This is a genomic window from Ignavibacteriales bacterium, from assembly GCA_026390575.1.
Classification (GTDB): Bacteria; Bacteroidota; Ignavibacteria; order UBA10030; family UBA10030; genus Fen-1298.
The window spans coordinates 265,206-282,496 of sequence record JAPLFR010000001.1; the positions used below are offsets into that span (position 1 = coordinate 265,206).

A 17,291-nucleotide genomic window follows, 5' to 3' on the forward strand; every position below is an offset into this window, starting at 1 on the left:
ATATTTAAAATGTCTTTGACTGCTATCCGCTCCAACAAACTTCGCTCTGCGTTGACGTTGCTGGGTATTATTGTTGGAGTATTCTCTATTATCGGCGTCATGACAGCCGTTCAGGTACTGCAGAACAGTATTGAAGATGGTTTAAGCGGTCTTGGAGCCAATACTTTTCAGGTACAGAAGGAGCCGGTTATGGCAGGTCATACCAAGTGGCTCAAATCATTGAAGTGGAAAGATATACGCTATCCACAAGGATTGATTGTCAAGGAGAAGATGACGCTTGCTCAATCTGTTGCGCTTGAATCATGGAAAGGCGGACAGACTATTCAATTTGGATCTTTGAAGACAAATCCAAGTGTTGCCGTGGCTGGAGAAGAGCCCGACGGTATGCCCACAAATAACTGGACGATCAAAGAAGGACGGAGCCTCAATGATGATGATGTTCGCTACAGCTCCTTTGTTGTAATTCTTGCTCAGGATATTATTAATAAAATCTTTCCCCATGGCGGTGCTGTAGGAAGTGAGGTTCGTATCGGTGATGATCGCTATCGTGTTATTGGAACATTTGAGCCGAAGGGATCGAGTTTGGGGGGAAATAGTGATAATTATGTCGTTATACCATTGAGCACTTTCCTCAATACATATGGAAAACTTCGTAGCATACATATTATGATCAAAGCGAAAAATGCAGAAGTGTATGAGGATTGTGTTGAGGAAGCACGCATGATTCTTCGGAGTATACGTAACGTAGCACCGGGCGATGAAGATGATTTTACCATCTTTTCTAATGACTCGCTCATCTCGACCTTTAATGAATTTACACAGTATGTCAAACTTGGTGTTGGATTCATGAGCTTCATCTCATTGCTTGCCGCCGGTATCGGCATTATGAATATCATGCTGGTCTCTGTCACCGAACGCACCAGAGAGATTGGTATTCGGAAGGCGCTTGGTGCTCGAAGAGCAAATATACTTTCGCAGTTTATCACCGAGGCTATTGTACTGTGTGAAATCGGCGGCGTTATCGGTGTTGGGCTTGGCATCCTTGGCGGCAATTTGGCTGCCCTTGCTCTTAATTTTCCACCTGTATTTCCTCTTGATTGGGCGCTAATTGGATTTGCAATCACGACGTTTGTGGGAGTAGTGTTTGGTGTCTATCCAGCCTGGAAAGCTGCAAATCTCGATCCTATCGACTCTTTAAGATACGAATAAAGTCGATATGGGAATATTTCCCGTTATTTTAATTGAGATCGATTTTGGGTGATAGGGAAATGCTGATTTACTGCAAACCAGGACAACCCAATCTCAGTGAGGTCTTCGTTTTATAACGATCTAACGAATAAGCCACACTGAAATGGAAGTCCATAGATGTTCATAGCAAGATGGAAGAGGACGCACCGATGAAGAATCGAATTGCCATAACTCGATCAACAAAGGTCATGGTATAACATGAAATTTGTATTTGATGAATTCAAAGAAGGGATGGCGATTGCATTTGCAGCCATCCGCGCTAATAAAATGCGTTCGGTGTTGACAACACTTGGCATTGTCATCGGTATTGTTTCTGTGACGCTTATGGGAACAGCGATTGAAGGGTTGGATCGCGCCTTCAATAAGAGTATAGCCGCTCTTGGAACGGATGTCTTGTATGTACAAAAGTTCCCGTGGATCATTAACGATGACGATTTTTGGAAACTGCGAAATAGGAAGGATATTCTGATACAGCACGCAAAAGCTATTGAAAAAAATTCTGAATATGCTAGTGCAGTTAACCCAGTCATAGGAACATTAAAAAATGTTAAATATGGACAAAAGCTTGTTGAAAACGTCGTTGTTGTCGGCACAGGTTCTGATATGCTTGAGACCAGCGGCGCGACTGTTGCATTTGGCCGTTTCTTTACACGAGTAGAAGCCGACGGAGGGCGGCCTGTGTGTGCCCTTGGATCTGAAGTTGCTGCCAATCTTTTCCCAAATGAAAATCCGATTGGGAAAATTGTTAAAATTGGCGGGTATCTATATCACGTATCAGGTGTTTTCGATAAACAAGGAAATTTTCTTGGATCGCAAAGTCTTGATAATAGAGTCTATGTCCCGATCAACCGTTTCTTTAAAGAGTTTATGTCGTTTCGTGGCGGTATCCAGATTTGGGTGAAAGCAAAATCTGTGGGTGATTTGGATGAAACAAAAGAAGAAGTTCGTGGCATTATGCGTAAAACGCGCGGACTCAAACCGAAAGATCGTGATGACTTTGCGATTAACCAGCAAGAAATATTAGTTCAAACGTTTAATCAGATTGGCGGTGTTATTGCCGCGGTAGGTTTATTTGTTACAGGAATGTCGCTCTTTGTCGGTGGTATAGGAATTATGAATATTATGTTTGTATCGGTTACGGAACGCACGAGAGAAATCGGAATCCGTAAAGCAATTGGTGCACCCCGGCGGACTATTCTTCTGCAGTTCTTGATGGAATCTGCAGCGTTATGTCTCATTGGCGGTATCATCGGAATTATTATTGCCTTTCCAATAAGTCTGATAATTGATACGTTTCTTCCAACAGCTATGCCCTTGAGTGTGGTAGCCTTTGCTCTGGTTGTTTCTATTATTGTTGGAATTGTTTCTGGATTTTTGCCGGCGTATCGGGCATCGCGTCTCGATCCTGTTGATGCATTAAGATATGAATAGGAAAAGCTTTTTCTTTTAACTGTTTTGCTTTTGGCGTGACTCATGGAATTCTCTGAAATATTTAAAATGTCTTTGACGGCCATCCGCTCCAACAAGCTTCGCTCGTCGTTGACGCTGCTTGGTATTATTGTCGGAGTATTTTCTATTATTGGTGTTATGACCGCCGTTCAGGTTCTGCAGAACAGTATTGAAGCTGGTTTGAGCGGTCTTGGAGCTAACACTTTCCAGATTCAAAAGCAGCCGGCAATTGCGAATCGTACTCAATATTTGAAATCGCTGAAATGGAAAGACTTTACATACGAACAGGCAAAAATAGCCAAGGAGCGGATTACACTTGCTCGATATGTCGGAATCGGAACATATCAGAGTTCAGAAACCATCCAATTTGGATCACTTAAAACTAATCCGAATGTTGACGTTGGCGGAGAGGAACCGGAAGGGATTTATACCAACAACTGGACTATACGTGATGGAAGAAATTTCACGGATGATGACGTGAAATATTCCTCCATGGTTGTTATACTCATGGATGATGTTGTGAAAAAACTATTCCCTCATGGTGGTGCAGTTGGCAATATTGTCAGAGTAGGTGCTCAGCGTTATATGGTTATCGGAACGTTTGAACCGAAAGGTTCATCAATAGGTGGAAATGATAACAAAGTGATTTTACCGCTCAGCACATTTCTTCAACAATATGGCAAGATTCGCAGTATCTATCTCAAGGTCCAAGCGAAAAATGCAGAAATGTATGATGCTTGCATTGAGGAGACGCGGATGATTATCCGTACGATACGAAAAGTTGATCCCGGGGAAGAAGATAATTTTTATATTGCTTCGAACGACTCGCTTATTTCTACTTTTAATGAATTTACTCTCTACGTCAAACTCGGAGTTGGTTTTATGAGTTTCATCTCGCTGATAGCTGCCGGGATCGGTATTATGAATATCATGCTGGTCTCTGTCACCGAACGCACCAGAGAGATTGGTATTCGGAAGGCGCTTGGTGCTCGAAGAGCAAATATACTTTCGCAGTTTATCACCGAGGCTATTGTACTGTGTGAAATTGGCGGCGTTATCGGTGTTGGGCTTGGCATCCTTGGCGGCAATTTAGCTGCCCTTGCTCTTAATTTTTCACCTGTATTTCCACTTGATTGGGCGCTAATTGGATTTGCAATCACGACGTTTGTGGGAGTAGTGTTTGGTGTCTATCCAGCCTGGAAAGCTGCAAATCTCGATCCTATCGACTCTCTTCGATATGAGTAATTAGAGAAGGCCGAGGGTTAGAGGGATCGGCATTTTTGATTCCCCCAGAAGAGCTTCTATGCAATTTTCTGAAATAATAAAAATGGCTTTAACGGCCATCCGCTCCAACAAACTTCGCTCAGCGTTAACGTTGCTGGGTATTATTGTCGGAGTTTTTTCTATAATCGGTGTCATGACCGCAGTTCAGGTACTTCAGAACAGTATTGAAGTTGGTTTGAGCGGTCTTGGCACCAATACCTTTCAGATTCAGAAGCAGCCAGCTATCGCGACTCGCACACAATGGTTGAAATCACTGAAATGGAAAGATATTACATACGAACAGGCAAAAATTGTTAAAGAACGGGTAACACTTGCTCAGTATGTTGGTATCGGAGTATTTCAGGATGAACAGACCGTCCAGTTTGGGTCACTGAAAACCAATCCGGATGTTGGAGTCGGTGGTGAGGAGCCGGAAGGAATGCGGACGAACAACTGGACGATTAAAGATGGGAGAAATATCACGGATGATGATGTGAAATATGCCTCATACGTTATCATTCTTATGTCGGATGTTGAGAACAAACTGTTTCCGCATGGCGGAGCAGTCGGAAGTATTGTTAAAATGGGTGCGCACCGTTATACTGTTATTGGAACGTTTGAATCGAAAGGATCTACAATAGCGGAGTCTGAAAACAAGGTAGTGATACCGCTCAGTACATTCCTTAATCAATACGGCAAGATACGTAGCGTCTATATTAAGGTGAAAGCAAAAAGTCCGGAAATGTATAATGATTGTGTCGAGGAAACACAAATGATTCTTCGCACGATACGAAAAGTTGCTCCCGGTGATGAAGATAATTTTTCTCTTTCCTCGAATGATTCGCTCATCGCGACCTTTAATGAATTTACTCTTTACGTCAAACTTGGCGTTGGATTCATGAGCTTCATTGCACTGATTGCAGCGGGGGTCGGCGTAATGAATATTATGCTTGTTTCCGTTACAGAACGTACTAAAGAAATTGGAATTCGAAAAGCGCTAGGTGCTCGTAGGTCAAATATCTTATCACAGTTTGTCACCGAAGCTATTGTCCTGTGTCAAATCGGTGGCATTGTCGGCGTCGGGCTTGGCATCCTTGGCGGCAACTTAACTGCGCTTGCATTGAATTTCCCGCCGGTCTTTCCGCTTGATTGGGCGCTGATTGGATTTGCGATTACGACCTTTGTTGGAGTAGTGTTTGGTGTCTACCCTGCCTGGAAAGCTGCAAATCTTGATCCGATCGATTCTCTTCGATATGAATAAATAGATTTGTTGGTTTATCTTGTTATTTTTTTCCACGATTTCCCATCTTGCGCAATTCTTGATTATTTCTCCAAGAATAATACGACTGACGAATTTGATAAATCTGAAATAGAATGTTACTATTTAAAAATATTAATCTATAATGAGGATACTATGAAAAAGCACATCATGTTGCTATCTACGGTAATACTATTAAGCTTGTTCTTCTTAAGTGTCTCTGCCCTGACCAAAACAGAGAATGCTGGTAACTGCGATACGACAAAATACACAATTGAAAACTGCATCAATAAGTTTTTATTAGAGAACATTGAAAAAACAAAAGTCGGATATCAATATTGGTTCGCTGATCCGAACCTTGCAGATGGAAAAACCTTGAAGATGAGTGTTGTCGCTCCGCACTCAGCAACACACCCGCCGCATGTCCATGCGGAAGACGAATTTTTCTTTATTCTTGAAGGAAAGGCAGAATTGTATCTCAGAGGGAAGTGGACACCAGCTGAACCCTACACAAGTTTTTACTGTCCATCTAATGTCGAGCATGGCATTCGTAATGCCGGTGATACCGAATTAAAATATTTAGTGATCAAGCAGTATCAGAAAGATAATCCGGTGCGAAAGGAGTTCATGAAAAAGCAAGGAACTCCAGAACAATGAAGTTCAACTCCGACGCACCTTAAAGGTGCGTCGGAGTTGTGTTACAGAAATTCTATTTTATATTTTTTCCACAACAACTGCTGTCCCATACGCCAATACTTCTGTAACACCGGCAGCGATTTCTGTAGCATCATAGCGAAAGGCGAGAATACCATTACCACCGAGTTCTTCTGCATGCCGAATCATAAGTTCGTACGCATCGCGGCGAGTTTGTTCACAGAGTTCAGAGTAAAGACTTATGTTTCCACCAAAGAGAATCTGAAATCCAGCACCAATATTACCAAAGAGCGAGCGTGATCGAACGATGATACCGCGTACGACACCGAGATTATTTATAACGCGGTATCCGTCAAGTTGAATATTCGTTGTGATGAGGGTGTGGTCCATCGGACTATTCTTTCATTAAAATTAAAAACTTCTGTGACTTGATTGGGAGGCGGTTCCCAATCCTGACCTTTGTCTATGTTGCATTCCCGTTCGGGAGAACATCTCCCTCATCACTTGGAAACATCAATACTTAAATCCCAAATCACTATTGTAAATCTGCAGCATGTGATCTGCCATCTGCCAAATTCATTTCACTAATTGTTTCACCGTTTCATAATATTGTTGAATCTGCCGTTGGTATTCGTCGCCCGTGCCAGGACCATTAAAGCCAACATGGATTTTTTTCACAATCCCTTTCTTATCCACAAAGATGGTTGTCGGATAGCCGTTGAAGTTGTTTAATTGAGAGTGCAGTTTCTGTTGAACGTTTGCATTGTTTGTACTTCCGCAGAAAAGTACTGGATAGGTGAGACCAAAACGTGTTTGAAAGAGCGCAAGATTCTTCTTTGCCACTGCAGGATTATCACTGATCTCGAATGCAAGTCCGATGACTTCCAATCCATCCTTCCCAAATTCAGAGTAGATCTGTTGAAGAAGAGGTGCAGCATCCATGCAGTTATGGCACCAGGTTCCCATAATATCTATTACAAGTGCCTTATTCCTCAATGAGTAATCCTCACTGCTTATCACTGTACCGGTCGATGTCGTTCCATAAAATGTGAACGGCACTTTTGGATTCTTCATGGTTGTGATGTATTCCGGTTTTAATTCTAACGTCAGTATCGATTGTGGAACGAGCGTAAATTCCATCGGTTTGCCGCTTCTCGCGTACAAACTGCCATTCCACTGTGTGCCTTGCCGCTCAAGTTCCATGATAAATGCCTGCCATCCAGTGAAACGGGTTAGTGTCGCCTTGGGTCCGACCTGTGTGCCGGCAAGCAAACCATAATCGCCGTCCGGTGCTATGAGCGTTCCGAATATACTATCGTTCTTCATCCAAAAGTTTGCTATGGAAGTACTATCGATTCCATTTGAGCCGGAAATATAAGCTTGATATTTGCCTGCAAGCGGATGTCCAGTTGAAATCGCTGACTTATTATTTTCTTTGGTACTGCCCTTTGGCGTTGAAACAAATTCGTTCCAGCTTGTATCAGCGCGATAGCGGAAAAATTTGCCGCGCCATTTCTTGCCGTTCCAAATTCCGCGCATTGCCGCACCGTATTCAGAAAAGATAAACGAAAGTGAATCATCATGAAGGAGAATTTCAGGAATCGAAGTTTGTTCTGTGCCATTGATAAAATAACCGGCCGGTGCAGTGGAATTCAAATCAAGGTAAAACTGGAACGGAATCTGTTTGTTCTCACCGATCGTGAGAGCGCCAACCCATCTCTCTTGTTTTGGAATATGGTGCTGGCATCCAAGTGATATGAAAACGCATGCAATGAACAGGAATCGTTTGATATTCATAAATTAAATCATTCCCGGATGTTTTCCTCCGCCAGCCACCGATAGAATTAAAATGATGATGAGGAGTAAAAATTGAACAAGATAAAACGTGGTGATGCTTTTACTTAAGATTTTGATGGTATGTTCTGCGTCTTCGTGTGCGGATTTCTCTGTGATGCCTTGTATTAATTTTGTACGGCGCCGGATAAGTATTGGACCGAAGACGGCTCCGTTGATGAGCAGGAAGGCGAAGAGAATAATTTTTGCAATCAACCAACCTTCGGTATACCAGAGATTAATATTGCCGTTGTAAAGATTAAAGATGTTCACGATGCCGGTGAGCAGCATGACGACGGAGGCGATGGGTGAAAGCAAGCCGAAGCGGCGGCTAATCTTTCCAATGTAAAGTTTTTGATTCCAATCTTTCTCAGCACGAATTCTTCGTTCAATGATCCATCCGCCAAGAAGTGCTGTGAAGACCAATCCAAAACCAATGATGTGAAAAAGAAAATTAATTGAACCTCTCATACTGACCTCGACGAAAAAGTGAATAAAATCATTTATCCGTATTCATCGCAAGATAAGAAAATGATTTGATAAAAAGGAAACGCATCCTCGAAGTCCTTCGTGAGAAAAATATGGTTCTTTAATAAACCGATTTGTGTGACGAACGGCGGCATCGAATCGATAATACAGTTGTCTCATTGTACTCTTCTAGAAATTTCAGCGGATGAATAACAAGAAATCATTCAGCCCACCTAATATTGTTTGGTTGCTGCCCATAGCGTGATTTCCATTCATCTGCTGTCATACCATAAACAAATAAATCGACGTAGTGGTCGTATAAGAACTCCGCTTGCCGTGTGTTTCCTTCTTTGAAGAAACCGAGACGCTCGATGATTGCATTGCTCTTCTTATTGCCGGTGGCGCAGCGAATTTGAACCCGGTTGAGTTGGTATTCGTAGAAAGCGTAATCCACAAGAGTGCGGCATGCGTTCGTTACAATACCGCGGCCTTGAAATTTTTCACCAAGCCAGTATCCGATTTCAACGTTCCTGTTCATCCAATCGATGCTGTGAAATCCAATGATGCCTGCAAGAGCGCCACGAAACCAGATACCGCATTGGAAGCCAAAATTCAATTTATGTTGATCTTGTGCTGACAGGATGAAGAGCCTGCTCTTTTCTAGTGTTGTATTTGTATCTACCCATGGCAGCCACTGGCGCAAATAGAGACGATTACAATCAACTAAAGCAAAAAGAGCTTCGGCATCTTCAGGCTCTAGAATTTTTAAAACAACATCATCATCAATACGAAGAGAAGGCATGCGTAAATATGATTACGATGAAATTATTGAGCCGGTTTATCGGGCTGTTTTCTGAAGAATTGATAGAGATCGACGTCTTGGTTTGGAGCGAAGAGCAGCCAGAGGCTCAGTACAATTAACCCGCAATTCTCTAAAATTTTTTGGTAGCCGATCTTACTGACGTTGGGATCTTGAGAGAAACATCCGCACGAAATATCGAGCCCGCGCAAAAGAGCGGAGGCGACGAGAATGGTGAAACCAATAAGCATGAGGCTCATGAGCATTTCACAACCGCGTGGATAAAGACCTATCAGTAAACTCAGTCCGCAAAGAAGTTCCAACGATGGAAGAATGGTGGCTGTACACATCGCCAGCGTCGGTCCGACAACTTTGTAGAGGAGAATAGACTTCGCAAACGCCTGCGGATCCATAATCTTATCTAAACCGGCGACGACAAATAATCCACCAAGAAAAATTCGGATAAGAAGAATAAGGATTGTATTGGAGAGGAGTGATTTCATGTTGAATTCTTTTCCCGAAGAGATGGATTCTCAGAATGCGATGGAAAAGCGTCGTTTATTTCTCAATAGGGAGTTTGGCGGAACTCCATTCTTGCCAGCCGCCGAAAAAAACTTTTACATTCGTGAATCCTGTTTCCATAAGTTTCACTGTCAATTCGATGCTGGAATTGCATTCCGCGCCATCGCAATAGACAATGAGCAATTTTTCTTTTGAAATTTTATTTAATCGTACAAAATGTGTGTCGAACTTTTTTAGTGCGACATTCATGGCACCGCGAATATGTCCTGCCTGGTATTCGAATTCATGTCGTGAGTCGATGAAGAGGGCGTTGTTATTTTCAAACAATTCCTTTGCTGTTGCGAGCGAGATTATTGCTATGTTGGAAGGCGCCGTAGACTGAACCGATTGAGTTTCAGCAAAAAAACCCTGCTTCGTGACAAATGTAAATGCAACACCTAATATCATTGCCGCAACGATGAGCAGGAATGCTTCAAGGAGTGATTGACGCATGTTCAATTCTCTTTCACGCACACATACGACGCCCTGATTTCTACATGGGGCTGGTTCTTGCTGTCGGTTTCAATCGTAAAATGGTCGCTGCCATAACCGAGCTTCTCTGGTTTGATTGCCACCTGCACAAGAAGTGTATCGTTCGGATTGAGCACTTTCTTCTGTATCTTTATGTTCATGGATGAGGAAGAAGTTGTGACGTTCCTTATTTTGATTATATGATCGGATATATTTTTTAAGGACGTTTCTTGCACTACGGTTTTACCAAGACCGATATTCCCAAGCCACAGTAATGCGGAATGAGTGGTAGATTCAAGCTCTTCCTTCACTTCGGCAATTAATTTTATCGAAACATTCGCCGATAACCGATCGTTCGAGGTGATGTTGATATACTTTTCTACTTTTCCACGGTATCCGCTGGAATTGAATTCCACTTCTACTGCATCCGATTCGGATGGAAGGAGTATGTCTTTGGGTCGTTTTATGGTTGTACAGCCGCACGAGGGTTGTACGGAGTAAATCCGCAATGTATCGTTACCGATATTCGTGAGCACAATCTTGCCTTGCTTCTTCATTCCACCATAAATAATGCCGAGATCAACTTCGGGCCTATCGAGCGAAAGCTTGGGTTGGCTAAACGAAAGACCAACGACAAGTATGGTCAGTATGAATATCTGTTCGATCCGTTTCACAGTATCATCTCTCCGAGATACATAAAAATGTATTGATCACCGTTCTGTTTTCATGATTCATTCACGAGTTTCGGGTAATCGCCATTTGTCTAAGAAGTGGAGCAACTCGGTAACGCTCCTCCTGCAAATCTGTATGAAGGGCTGTGAGCACCGCATATACTTGCTTCAATCCGATTTGTTCCGCCCATGCAAATGGGCCGAATGGGAAATTGACGCCGAGTTTCAACGCTGTGTCAATGTCTTGCGGTGTTGCAATGTCTTCGGTGATAGCGAAGGCAGCTTCATTGATAATACAACAAAGCATGCGCGGCAGTACCATGCCAATGCGGTCCTGCACAATCTCAATTTCTTTCCCGATCGATTGATAAAAGTGTTTTGTGACTTCCAACGTTTCTTTTGGTGAATAAATTGTCGGTGAGATTTCTATTAATGATTTTTGTATAAGCGTTGGAAGCGCGGCAATACCGACCAGACGATGCTTGCCTGAAATCCAAGAAGATTGTTCCGTCGCCGTGACGGTGATGGAAGAAGAAAGTATCGGTGCGGTCTTCGCCAGGGCTGCATCGAACCGTTCAATATTCTTTCTCTTTGCAGCCGGATCGATGTTTGTCAGTTCTATTGCAAGCGATGTATTTGCCGGAATAGTATTGGTGATTTTGATACTACCAGAGTGGAATTCCGGTTTCTGTTTTAGCCGTTCGTTCCACGAAATAGAGACATCGTATCCGTGTGCAGAACATACCTCAGCATATTGTTCCACCATGGGAGATTCGCCGGTGATAAAAATAAGAGCAGGAGTTTGTTTTCCTCTTTCCTGTGGCTGAGCAACATTATCCACTTTGATAGATTCCATAATAAGAGGAGAAGATGTTGCACTCTCTTGCTTTACCTTCCTTGGAGATTTCTTATGTAACTTCGCCTTCTTTTTCTGAGTTGTCTTCAATCTTCATTCTCCGTTACTCAAAGACTTATGTGCTTCAAGACTCAACTACTTACCATTCGTTTCTTCGTAACTAAAGAATCCTTTACTCGTTTTCTTCCCCAGCCATCCTGATTCCACCATCTGTTTCAGAATCGGATGCGGGCGAAGACGCGGTTCACCGTACGATTGCTCATACAAGGATTGCGCTTCAGCTAGCGTTAAATCAATACCCATGTGATCCATTAATTCGAATGGTCCGGTAGGAAAGCCGCCGATTATTTTCACGATGCGGTCGATCTGTTCGGCAGTTGCAACGTTCTCTCCAAGCAGGCGAAGCGCTTCACCGAATAACGGTTGGGACACACGGTTGGCGATGAATCCTGGAGTGTCTTTCACAACAATGGGAGTCTTGTCGAGCAGATTAACAAATGCAATGATTTTTTCGATGGTCTCGTTATTCGTTTTATATCCTTTGACAACTTCCACCAGTGTGGACGTTTCGACTGGATTGAAGAAGTGCACTCCTGCGATGCGCTCGGGATTTCGAGTATTGGCACCGATGGAGGTGATAGAAAGGGAAGATGAAGTGCTTGCAAGAATCGCAGTGCTCTTCGTGCTCGCATCGAGATGTTTGAAAATATCCTTCTTCACGCGAATATCTTCGATCACTGACTCTATAATGAAATCGCAATTTCCGAGATCAGGCAGACTCGTTCGTGTGCGGATTCGTTCCATTGATGCCTGCGCTTCTTCTGGTGTTAACTTACCGAGATTCACCAATTTACGCAGGTTCGCATTGATGCGGACTGTTGATCGCCGTAAAAGTGTGTCGTTCACATCGAACAGTTGAACATCAATTTTGGAAAGCACAGCGAGCTGCGCAATTCCTGTGCCCATCGTTCCTGTGCCGACAATACCGAGTTGTTTGAACATATCTTTGAGATCCTTGTAATGATTGAAACTTACTCAATGTCTTTCGAAAAAACAATAACCATATATTACTTTCAAAGTTACTCCTTAAGGTAGGGAAGGAAAGGTTGTGATGTGAAGGAAACCTGATACTATCGAATGAGAAGCATCTTTTTGGTTATCGATGTCGAATTGTGTTTAAGCTGATAGAAATAAATTCGTCTTGGTACATAGTTCCCTTCCTTTGCAGCCTTTTCAAGGTCTCTCTGCCTGAGCCCAGATACCTTGAAAAGGTTACATGGCTATCCTTGAAAAGGCCGCCACGTCACATCAATACGGATAGAAAATGTAAAACATCGTCGATAATCCTGACAATATCCACAGCCCAGCTTTTACTTCTCGTGCTTTACCAGTGAGTATTTTGAAGAGCGGATATAAGACAAATCCTGCTGTCATTCCGATCCCGATGTTGTATGTGAAACTCATGAGTGTGATAACGCAGAAAGCAGGAATAAATTCTGAAAGATCATCAAACTTCATTTTGGTTATTGGAGCGATCATTAACACACCGACAATAATGAGTGCCGGTCCGTACGCATGTGCTGGAATAACGGTGAGGAATGGAGAAAAAAATAATGCGAAGAGAAAAAGGATCGCCGTCACAACAGCAGTCAGTCCGGATTTTCCACCTGCTGCAATGCCTGTCGCTGATTCGATATATGCACCGGTCGTTGTTGTGCCGATGAGCGAAGCAACTGTCGTCGCGATGGCATCGCACATCATCGGTTTTTCTATCTCTGGAAAGTTCCCTTTCTCATCCAATAATTCTGCTTTGTAACCAAGTGCAATGAGAGTGCCAATAGTATCAAGAAATGCCATGACAAAAACGGTTAATACAACGGAGAACATTCCCCAACGTAACGCTCCGATAATATCAAGTTGTAAAAAAATCGGACTGATATCAGGAGGCATACTTAACAAACGTTCTGGGAAAGGTGATAATCCAAAAATAAACGATAATAGGGTTACCGTCAAAATTCCGATCAGCATTGCACCATTCACTCTTCGAATCATCAGCCAGCCAATGAAAATGAAACCAAGAATTGCGAGTAAGACGGTTGGTTGGTGCATGTTACCAACGTGCACAGGTGCACCCGGAACGCCAAGAGCAACGATGCCCGTTTCATTCATTCCGATAAACGCAAGGAACATTCCAATGCCGACTGCAAAACCGATCTTGAGTGATGCTGGAATTGAATCCGCTAGCCAGCTTCGCACTTTGAAAATAGTGAGCATTGTGAACAACACTCCGCTGATAAAGATCGCCCCGAGAGCAGTTTGCCAAGTGTAGCCCATCACCCGTACTACAGTAAAGGCGATGAACGCATTCTCACCCATATATGGCGCAATCGCAATAGGACGTTTGGCATAGAGGCCCATCATTAGTGTTCCAAAGGATGCGCTCAGGATTGTAGCGACCATCGATGGACCGAACGGTATTCCTGCTGCTTCAAGAATTTTCGGATTGACAATGATGATATAAGCCATCGTTACAAATGTTGTCAATCCAGCAGTAATTTCCAGCTGGATGGAAGTGCCGAATTTATCGAGCTCGAAAAAAGAGCGCAGGGCATTCATTGGTCGTGCCTGTCTGTGATAAAGATATAATTTGGCTCAATATATAAGAGCGAAAGCAGAGTTGCAAATTAATCATCTGCTTCAGAATGGAAGCCAGAGTAATGCAATTCTCTTTGTTTTTCAGTATTTTTTATTTCAAGAGATCAATGCTCACATCAAACTAACTCCAAAAGAAATCGAAAATATCCACGGCTGTCAAATGATAAAGAAACTTGTTCCGTTGTTTTGGAATGAAAATATTATCAGTTTTTTGTTGAGTGTCATTTCGTTTTGTGTCTATCTTACCACCATGTGTCGATCGGTGGGATTCACAGATTCAGGTGAACTCGCGACTGTTATCTGTACATTAGGTATTGCACATCCTACTGGATATCCACTCTTCACGTTACTTGGAAAGTGCTGGGTGATGCTCCCCATCTCACTTGAAGAAATTCTTCGATTGAATATTTTTTCGGCTTTGCTCACAGCGGTCGCTGTTGGAGTATTTTTTAAAACAATACTTGCGATTCGCCGAGCGATGATGGTATTTCCATCGAAAAACAGAAAAAGAAAAGAAGCAAATGAACGTCGTTTTTTTCTAGCGTCAATAATTGCAAGCTTCGTACTCGGATTCTCAGCGACGTTCTGGTCTCAATCAACTGCTGTCGAAGTCTATGCACTCCACCTTGTCTTGGTCCTTCTTACACTATGGATCTTTGTCGTCGGTTTGGAAGAACAACTTGCTGATCTGCATTCTATTTCGCGTAAGATGATTCTCTTTGCGTTTATTTTGGGATTGAGTTTCTCGAACCATATGACGACGATCTTGTTAGCGCCAGGATTTTTGTGGTTATACTTTCGCACTTTTGAATTCGGAAGAAAATCATTTCTCCGAATTCTCAAGATTGCACCATTTTTCGTTCTTGGTCTTTCCGTCTATCTGTATTTACCTATTCGTTCATCAGGTTATCCATTCCTTGATTGGGGACATCCGGCGACACTCGAACGTTTTTTCTGGCATGTCAGCGGCAAGCAATTTCGTGTATGGATGTTTTCCGGCTGGGATGTGGCGCAGAAACAATTGAACTACTATGTCAGCAACTTCACATCAGAATTTCATTTTAGTATTCTTGTATGTATCATCGCTGGCTTACTGACGCTGTCCAAACAATCGCACCGACTCTTGATCTTTCTTGCATTATTATTTGGTACGACAATTATATACGCTGTCAACTATGACATCTTTGATATTGATTCGTATTTCTTGCTTTCCTATTTCGTCATTGGCTTCATTGTTGCATACGGAATTAATTTTATTCTAGAATGGATAGAAAACAGCAAGTCTTTGGTAAAAATAATTATTGCGATACTGTTCTATGCTCTTCCTGTGATACAAATTGTTCATAACTGGGGAAGAGTTAATGAAACAGAAAATAAAATTCCACAGCAATTTGTAGAGAAAGCATTTTCTGATTTTGAACCCAATGCAATTGTTTTAGCAACACAGTGGGATTACTTTATTTCACCATCGCTGTATTATCAACTCGTCCGGCATGTACGGCCTGATGTTACAGTGGTAGATAAAAGTCTGCTTCAGAATCGTTCCTGGTATTTCCTCCAGCTTGAACACAATGCTCCATGGCTGATGGAGCGTATTCATCCAAGCGTAAATCTTTTTTTAATAGAATTGAATAAGTTTGAACATGAGGTACCGTTTAATTTTACTGTCATTCAATCACAATGGCAGAGACTCTTGTCCGAGATTGTTGAGCAATCGCTTCCTGACCACCCGGTATATGTTGATGCACGAATAGACCAGGAGTTTTCACCTGAGTTCCGACGCACACCTGCAGGTCTATTTTTACGGCTTACCAAAAAGGAAGACACAAATTGTTATCGGTCTGCCTTCGCTCCATTTATCACTAGAAAAACCTACCAACCAGTTGTGAAAGATTTTACTCGATATTATAGCACGATACTGATGCGAGACGTTTATTGGCTGGCGAAACAAGGCAAAATGGATAGCGTAAAAATCGTTTTGGCTGAAGTCCTCCGCCTCGAACCCGGCAACTATGAAGCGATTGGTTTGTTAAACAAGTAGGGAAAAAATAATAAATTTTGATAAGTACCGTTGACTATATGCGAAATTTTTATATATTTATAGTTCGGCAATTAAGCGCATCGGGCGAATCACCGGTATTTTCGATGTTCAGGATATACTGCGGTTGATGTTTAGAAAAATCGCTGGAGGATAGATTATGCTTCCAGCAATAATATGCTGGCGTAGCTCAGCTGGTAGAGCAGCTGATTTGTAATCAGCAGGTCATCGGTTCGAGTCCGATAGCCAGCTCGTTAAAACTCGTGAAGATAATAATTCGCGTCGAGAAGCGGAGTCGTTGTATTGAGCAGAGTTGTTGGGCAGGTAGCGAAGCGGTCAAACGCATCAGACTGTAAATCTGACGGCTCATGCCTTCGAAGGTTCGAATCCTCCCCTGCCCACTTTTTTGCGGGATGGAAAAATTAAGTTCACTTCATGTGGACGAGTTCTTTATATATGACGGAATGGAATGCATGCGGGAGTAACTCAGTTGGTAGAGTCACAGCCTTCCAAGCTGTTGGTCGCGGGTTCGAGTCCCGTCTCCCGCTCAAAACGTAAAACGTTTTGAGCGATGGCCTAAGATAAGCGACCCGCTCAAAAAAATCTGAGCGCTTGCGTAGCTCAGTTGGTAGAGCACTTCCTTGGTAAGGAAGAGGTCATCGGTTCAATCCCGATCGCAAGCTCGAACGAGTTAGACGAAGATGAAGGAACCACTATGCGAGACATTATTACGTTAGAGTGTACAGATTGTAAGCGGCGCAATTATTCTACAACAAAGAATAAGAAGAAGCAGACCGGAAGGGTTGAGTACAAGAAGTACTGCCCTTGGTGCAAGAAGCGAACACCGCATAAAGAAACCAAGTAACATTTTTTTAGTTCTGATTCATACTCAAGTTGTGTTACGCACGAGAGTAATTTATTCAGTTGGGCAGCGGTATCACCGCCTGCAATTAGAGCAAAAAGATGATACGTCAGTAGCTCAATTGGCAGAGCAGCGGTCTCCAAAACCGCAGGTTGGGGGTTCGACTCCCTCCTGACGTGCATGATCACTCAACAACAAGAAAGAA

At 42.8% G+C, this 17,291-nt stretch carries 16 protein-coding genes and 5 tRNA genes; 11 read left to right on the top strand and 10 right to left on the bottom strand.

Going from position 1 to position 17,291, the window contains the following annotated elements:
- The first annotated feature begins 9 nt into the window (after positions 1 to 9).
- From NTX44_01160 to NTX44_01180, 5 genes are all read left to right on the top strand, one after another.
- A complete protein-coding gene (locus NTX44_01160) occupies positions 10 to 1,209 on the top strand; it encodes an ABC transporter permease (protein ID MCX6120215.1) in 1,200 nt (399 codons plus the stop codon).
- Positions 1,210 to 1,446: 237 nt separating this feature from the next.
- Positions 1,447 to 2,679, top strand: a complete 1,233-nt coding sequence (locus NTX44_01165; GenBank protein MCX6120216.1) for an ABC transporter permease — start codon at positions 1,447 to 1,449, stop codon at positions 2,677 to 2,679.
- A gap of 42 nt (positions 2,680 to 2,721) precedes the next feature.
- The gene (locus NTX44_01170) at positions 2,722 to 3,942 is read left to right on the top strand and encodes an ABC transporter permease (protein ID MCX6120217.1); all 1,221 of its coding nucleotides are present in this window, start codon (positions 2,722 to 2,724) and stop codon (positions 3,940 to 3,942) included.
- Between the two features lie 58 nt (positions 3,943 to 4,000).
- The gene (locus NTX44_01175) at positions 4,001 to 5,221 is read left to right on the top strand and encodes an ABC transporter permease (GenBank protein MCX6120218.1); all 1,221 of its coding nucleotides are present in this window, start codon (positions 4,001 to 4,003) and stop codon (positions 5,219 to 5,221) included.
- Between the two features lie 153 nt (positions 5,222 to 5,374).
- Positions 5,375 to 5,875, top strand: a complete 501-nt coding sequence (locus NTX44_01180) for a cupin domain-containing protein (GenBank protein ID MCX6120219.1) — start codon at positions 5,375 to 5,377, stop codon at positions 5,873 to 5,875.
- A gap of 57 nt (positions 5,876 to 5,932) precedes the next feature.
- On the opposite strand, the gene NTX44_01185 is transcribed toward NTX44_01180, so the two are convergent.
- From NTX44_01185 to NTX44_01230, 10 genes are all read right to left on the bottom strand, one after another.
- Positions 5,933 to 6,262: a heavy metal-binding domain-containing protein gene (locus NTX44_01185; GenBank protein MCX6120220.1), complete on the bottom strand. Its 330-nt coding sequence runs from the start codon at positions 6,260 to 6,262 to the stop codon at positions 5,933 to 5,935.
- A gap of 186 nt (positions 6,263 to 6,448) precedes the next feature.
- Positions 6,449 to 7,669, bottom strand: a complete 1,221-nt coding sequence (locus tag NTX44_01190; GenBank protein MCX6120221.1) for a TlpA disulfide reductase family protein — start codon at positions 7,667 to 7,669, stop codon at positions 6,449 to 6,451.
- A 3-nt stretch (positions 7,670 to 7,672) separates the two neighbouring features.
- Positions 7,673 to 8,176 (bottom strand): hypothetical protein, encoded by a 504-nt coding sequence (locus tag NTX44_01195; protein MCX6120222.1) that lies wholly within the window; start codon positions 8,174 to 8,176, stop codon positions 7,673 to 7,675.
- A gap of 217 nt (positions 8,177 to 8,393) precedes the next feature.
- Positions 8,394 to 8,975, bottom strand: coding sequence for a GNAT family protein (locus NTX44_01200; GenBank protein ID MCX6120223.1), 582 nt, complete (start codon positions 8,973 to 8,975; stop codon positions 8,394 to 8,396).
- 23 nt (positions 8,976 to 8,998) lie between these two features.
- Entirely contained in the window at positions 8,999 to 9,475 is a 477-nt protein-coding gene (locus tag NTX44_01205) for a DoxX family membrane protein (GenBank protein ID MCX6120224.1), read from the bottom strand.
- A gap of 55 nt (positions 9,476 to 9,530) precedes the next feature.
- Positions 9,531 to 9,986: a rhodanese-like domain-containing protein gene (locus NTX44_01210; protein ID MCX6120225.1), complete on the bottom strand. Its 456-nt coding sequence runs from the start codon at positions 9,984 to 9,986 to the stop codon at positions 9,531 to 9,533.
- A 2-nt stretch (positions 9,987 to 9,988) separates the two neighbouring features.
- Positions 9,989 to 10,678: a DUF1573 domain-containing protein gene (locus NTX44_01215; GenBank protein MCX6120226.1), complete on the bottom strand. Its 690-nt coding sequence runs from the start codon at positions 10,676 to 10,678 to the stop codon at positions 9,989 to 9,991.
- Positions 10,679 to 10,739: 61 nt separating this feature from the next.
- A complete protein-coding gene (locus NTX44_01220; protein ID MCX6120227.1) occupies positions 10,740 to 11,621 on the bottom strand; it encodes a 3-hydroxyacyl-CoA dehydrogenase family protein in 882 nt (293 codons plus the stop codon).
- A gap of 45 nt (positions 11,622 to 11,666) precedes the next feature.
- Positions 11,667 to 12,533, bottom strand: a complete 867-nt coding sequence (locus NTX44_01225; protein ID MCX6120228.1) for a 3-hydroxyacyl-CoA dehydrogenase family protein — start codon at positions 12,531 to 12,533, stop codon at positions 11,667 to 11,669.
- Positions 12,534 to 12,839: 306 nt separating this feature from the next.
- The gene (locus tag NTX44_01230; protein MCX6120229.1) at positions 12,840 to 14,147 is read right to left on the bottom strand and encodes an NCS2 family permease; all 1,308 of its coding nucleotides are present in this window, start codon (positions 14,145 to 14,147) and stop codon (positions 12,840 to 12,842) included.
- 31 nt (positions 14,148 to 14,178) lie between these two features.
- On the opposite strand from NTX44_01230, the gene NTX44_01235 reads away from it, so the two are divergent.
- The 6 genes from NTX44_01235 to NTX44_01260 all read left to right on the top strand — a co-directional run bounded on the left by NTX44_01235 (position 14,179) and on the right by NTX44_01260 (position 17,265).
- A complete protein-coding gene (locus tag NTX44_01235) occupies positions 14,179 to 16,227 on the top strand; it encodes a DUF2723 domain-containing protein (GenBank protein ID MCX6120230.1) in 2,049 nt (682 codons plus the stop codon).
- Between the two features lie 176 nt (positions 16,228 to 16,403).
- Positions 16,404 to 16,476, top strand: a tRNA-Thr gene (locus NTX44_01240).
- A 66-nt stretch (positions 16,477 to 16,542) separates the two neighbouring features.
- A tRNA-Tyr gene (locus NTX44_01245) sits at positions 16,543 to 16,625 on the top strand.
- A gap of 74 nt (positions 16,626 to 16,699) precedes the next feature.
- Positions 16,700 to 16,772 (top strand) — tRNA-Gly (locus NTX44_01250).
- A gap of 62 nt (positions 16,773 to 16,834) precedes the next feature.
- Positions 16,835 to 16,907, top strand: a tRNA-Thr gene (locus NTX44_01255).
- Positions 16,908 to 17,192: 285 nt separating this feature from the next.
- Positions 17,193 to 17,265: transfer RNA gene (locus NTX44_01260), tRNA-Trp, on the top strand.
- The last annotated feature ends 26 nt before the right edge of the window (positions 17,266 to 17,291 follow it).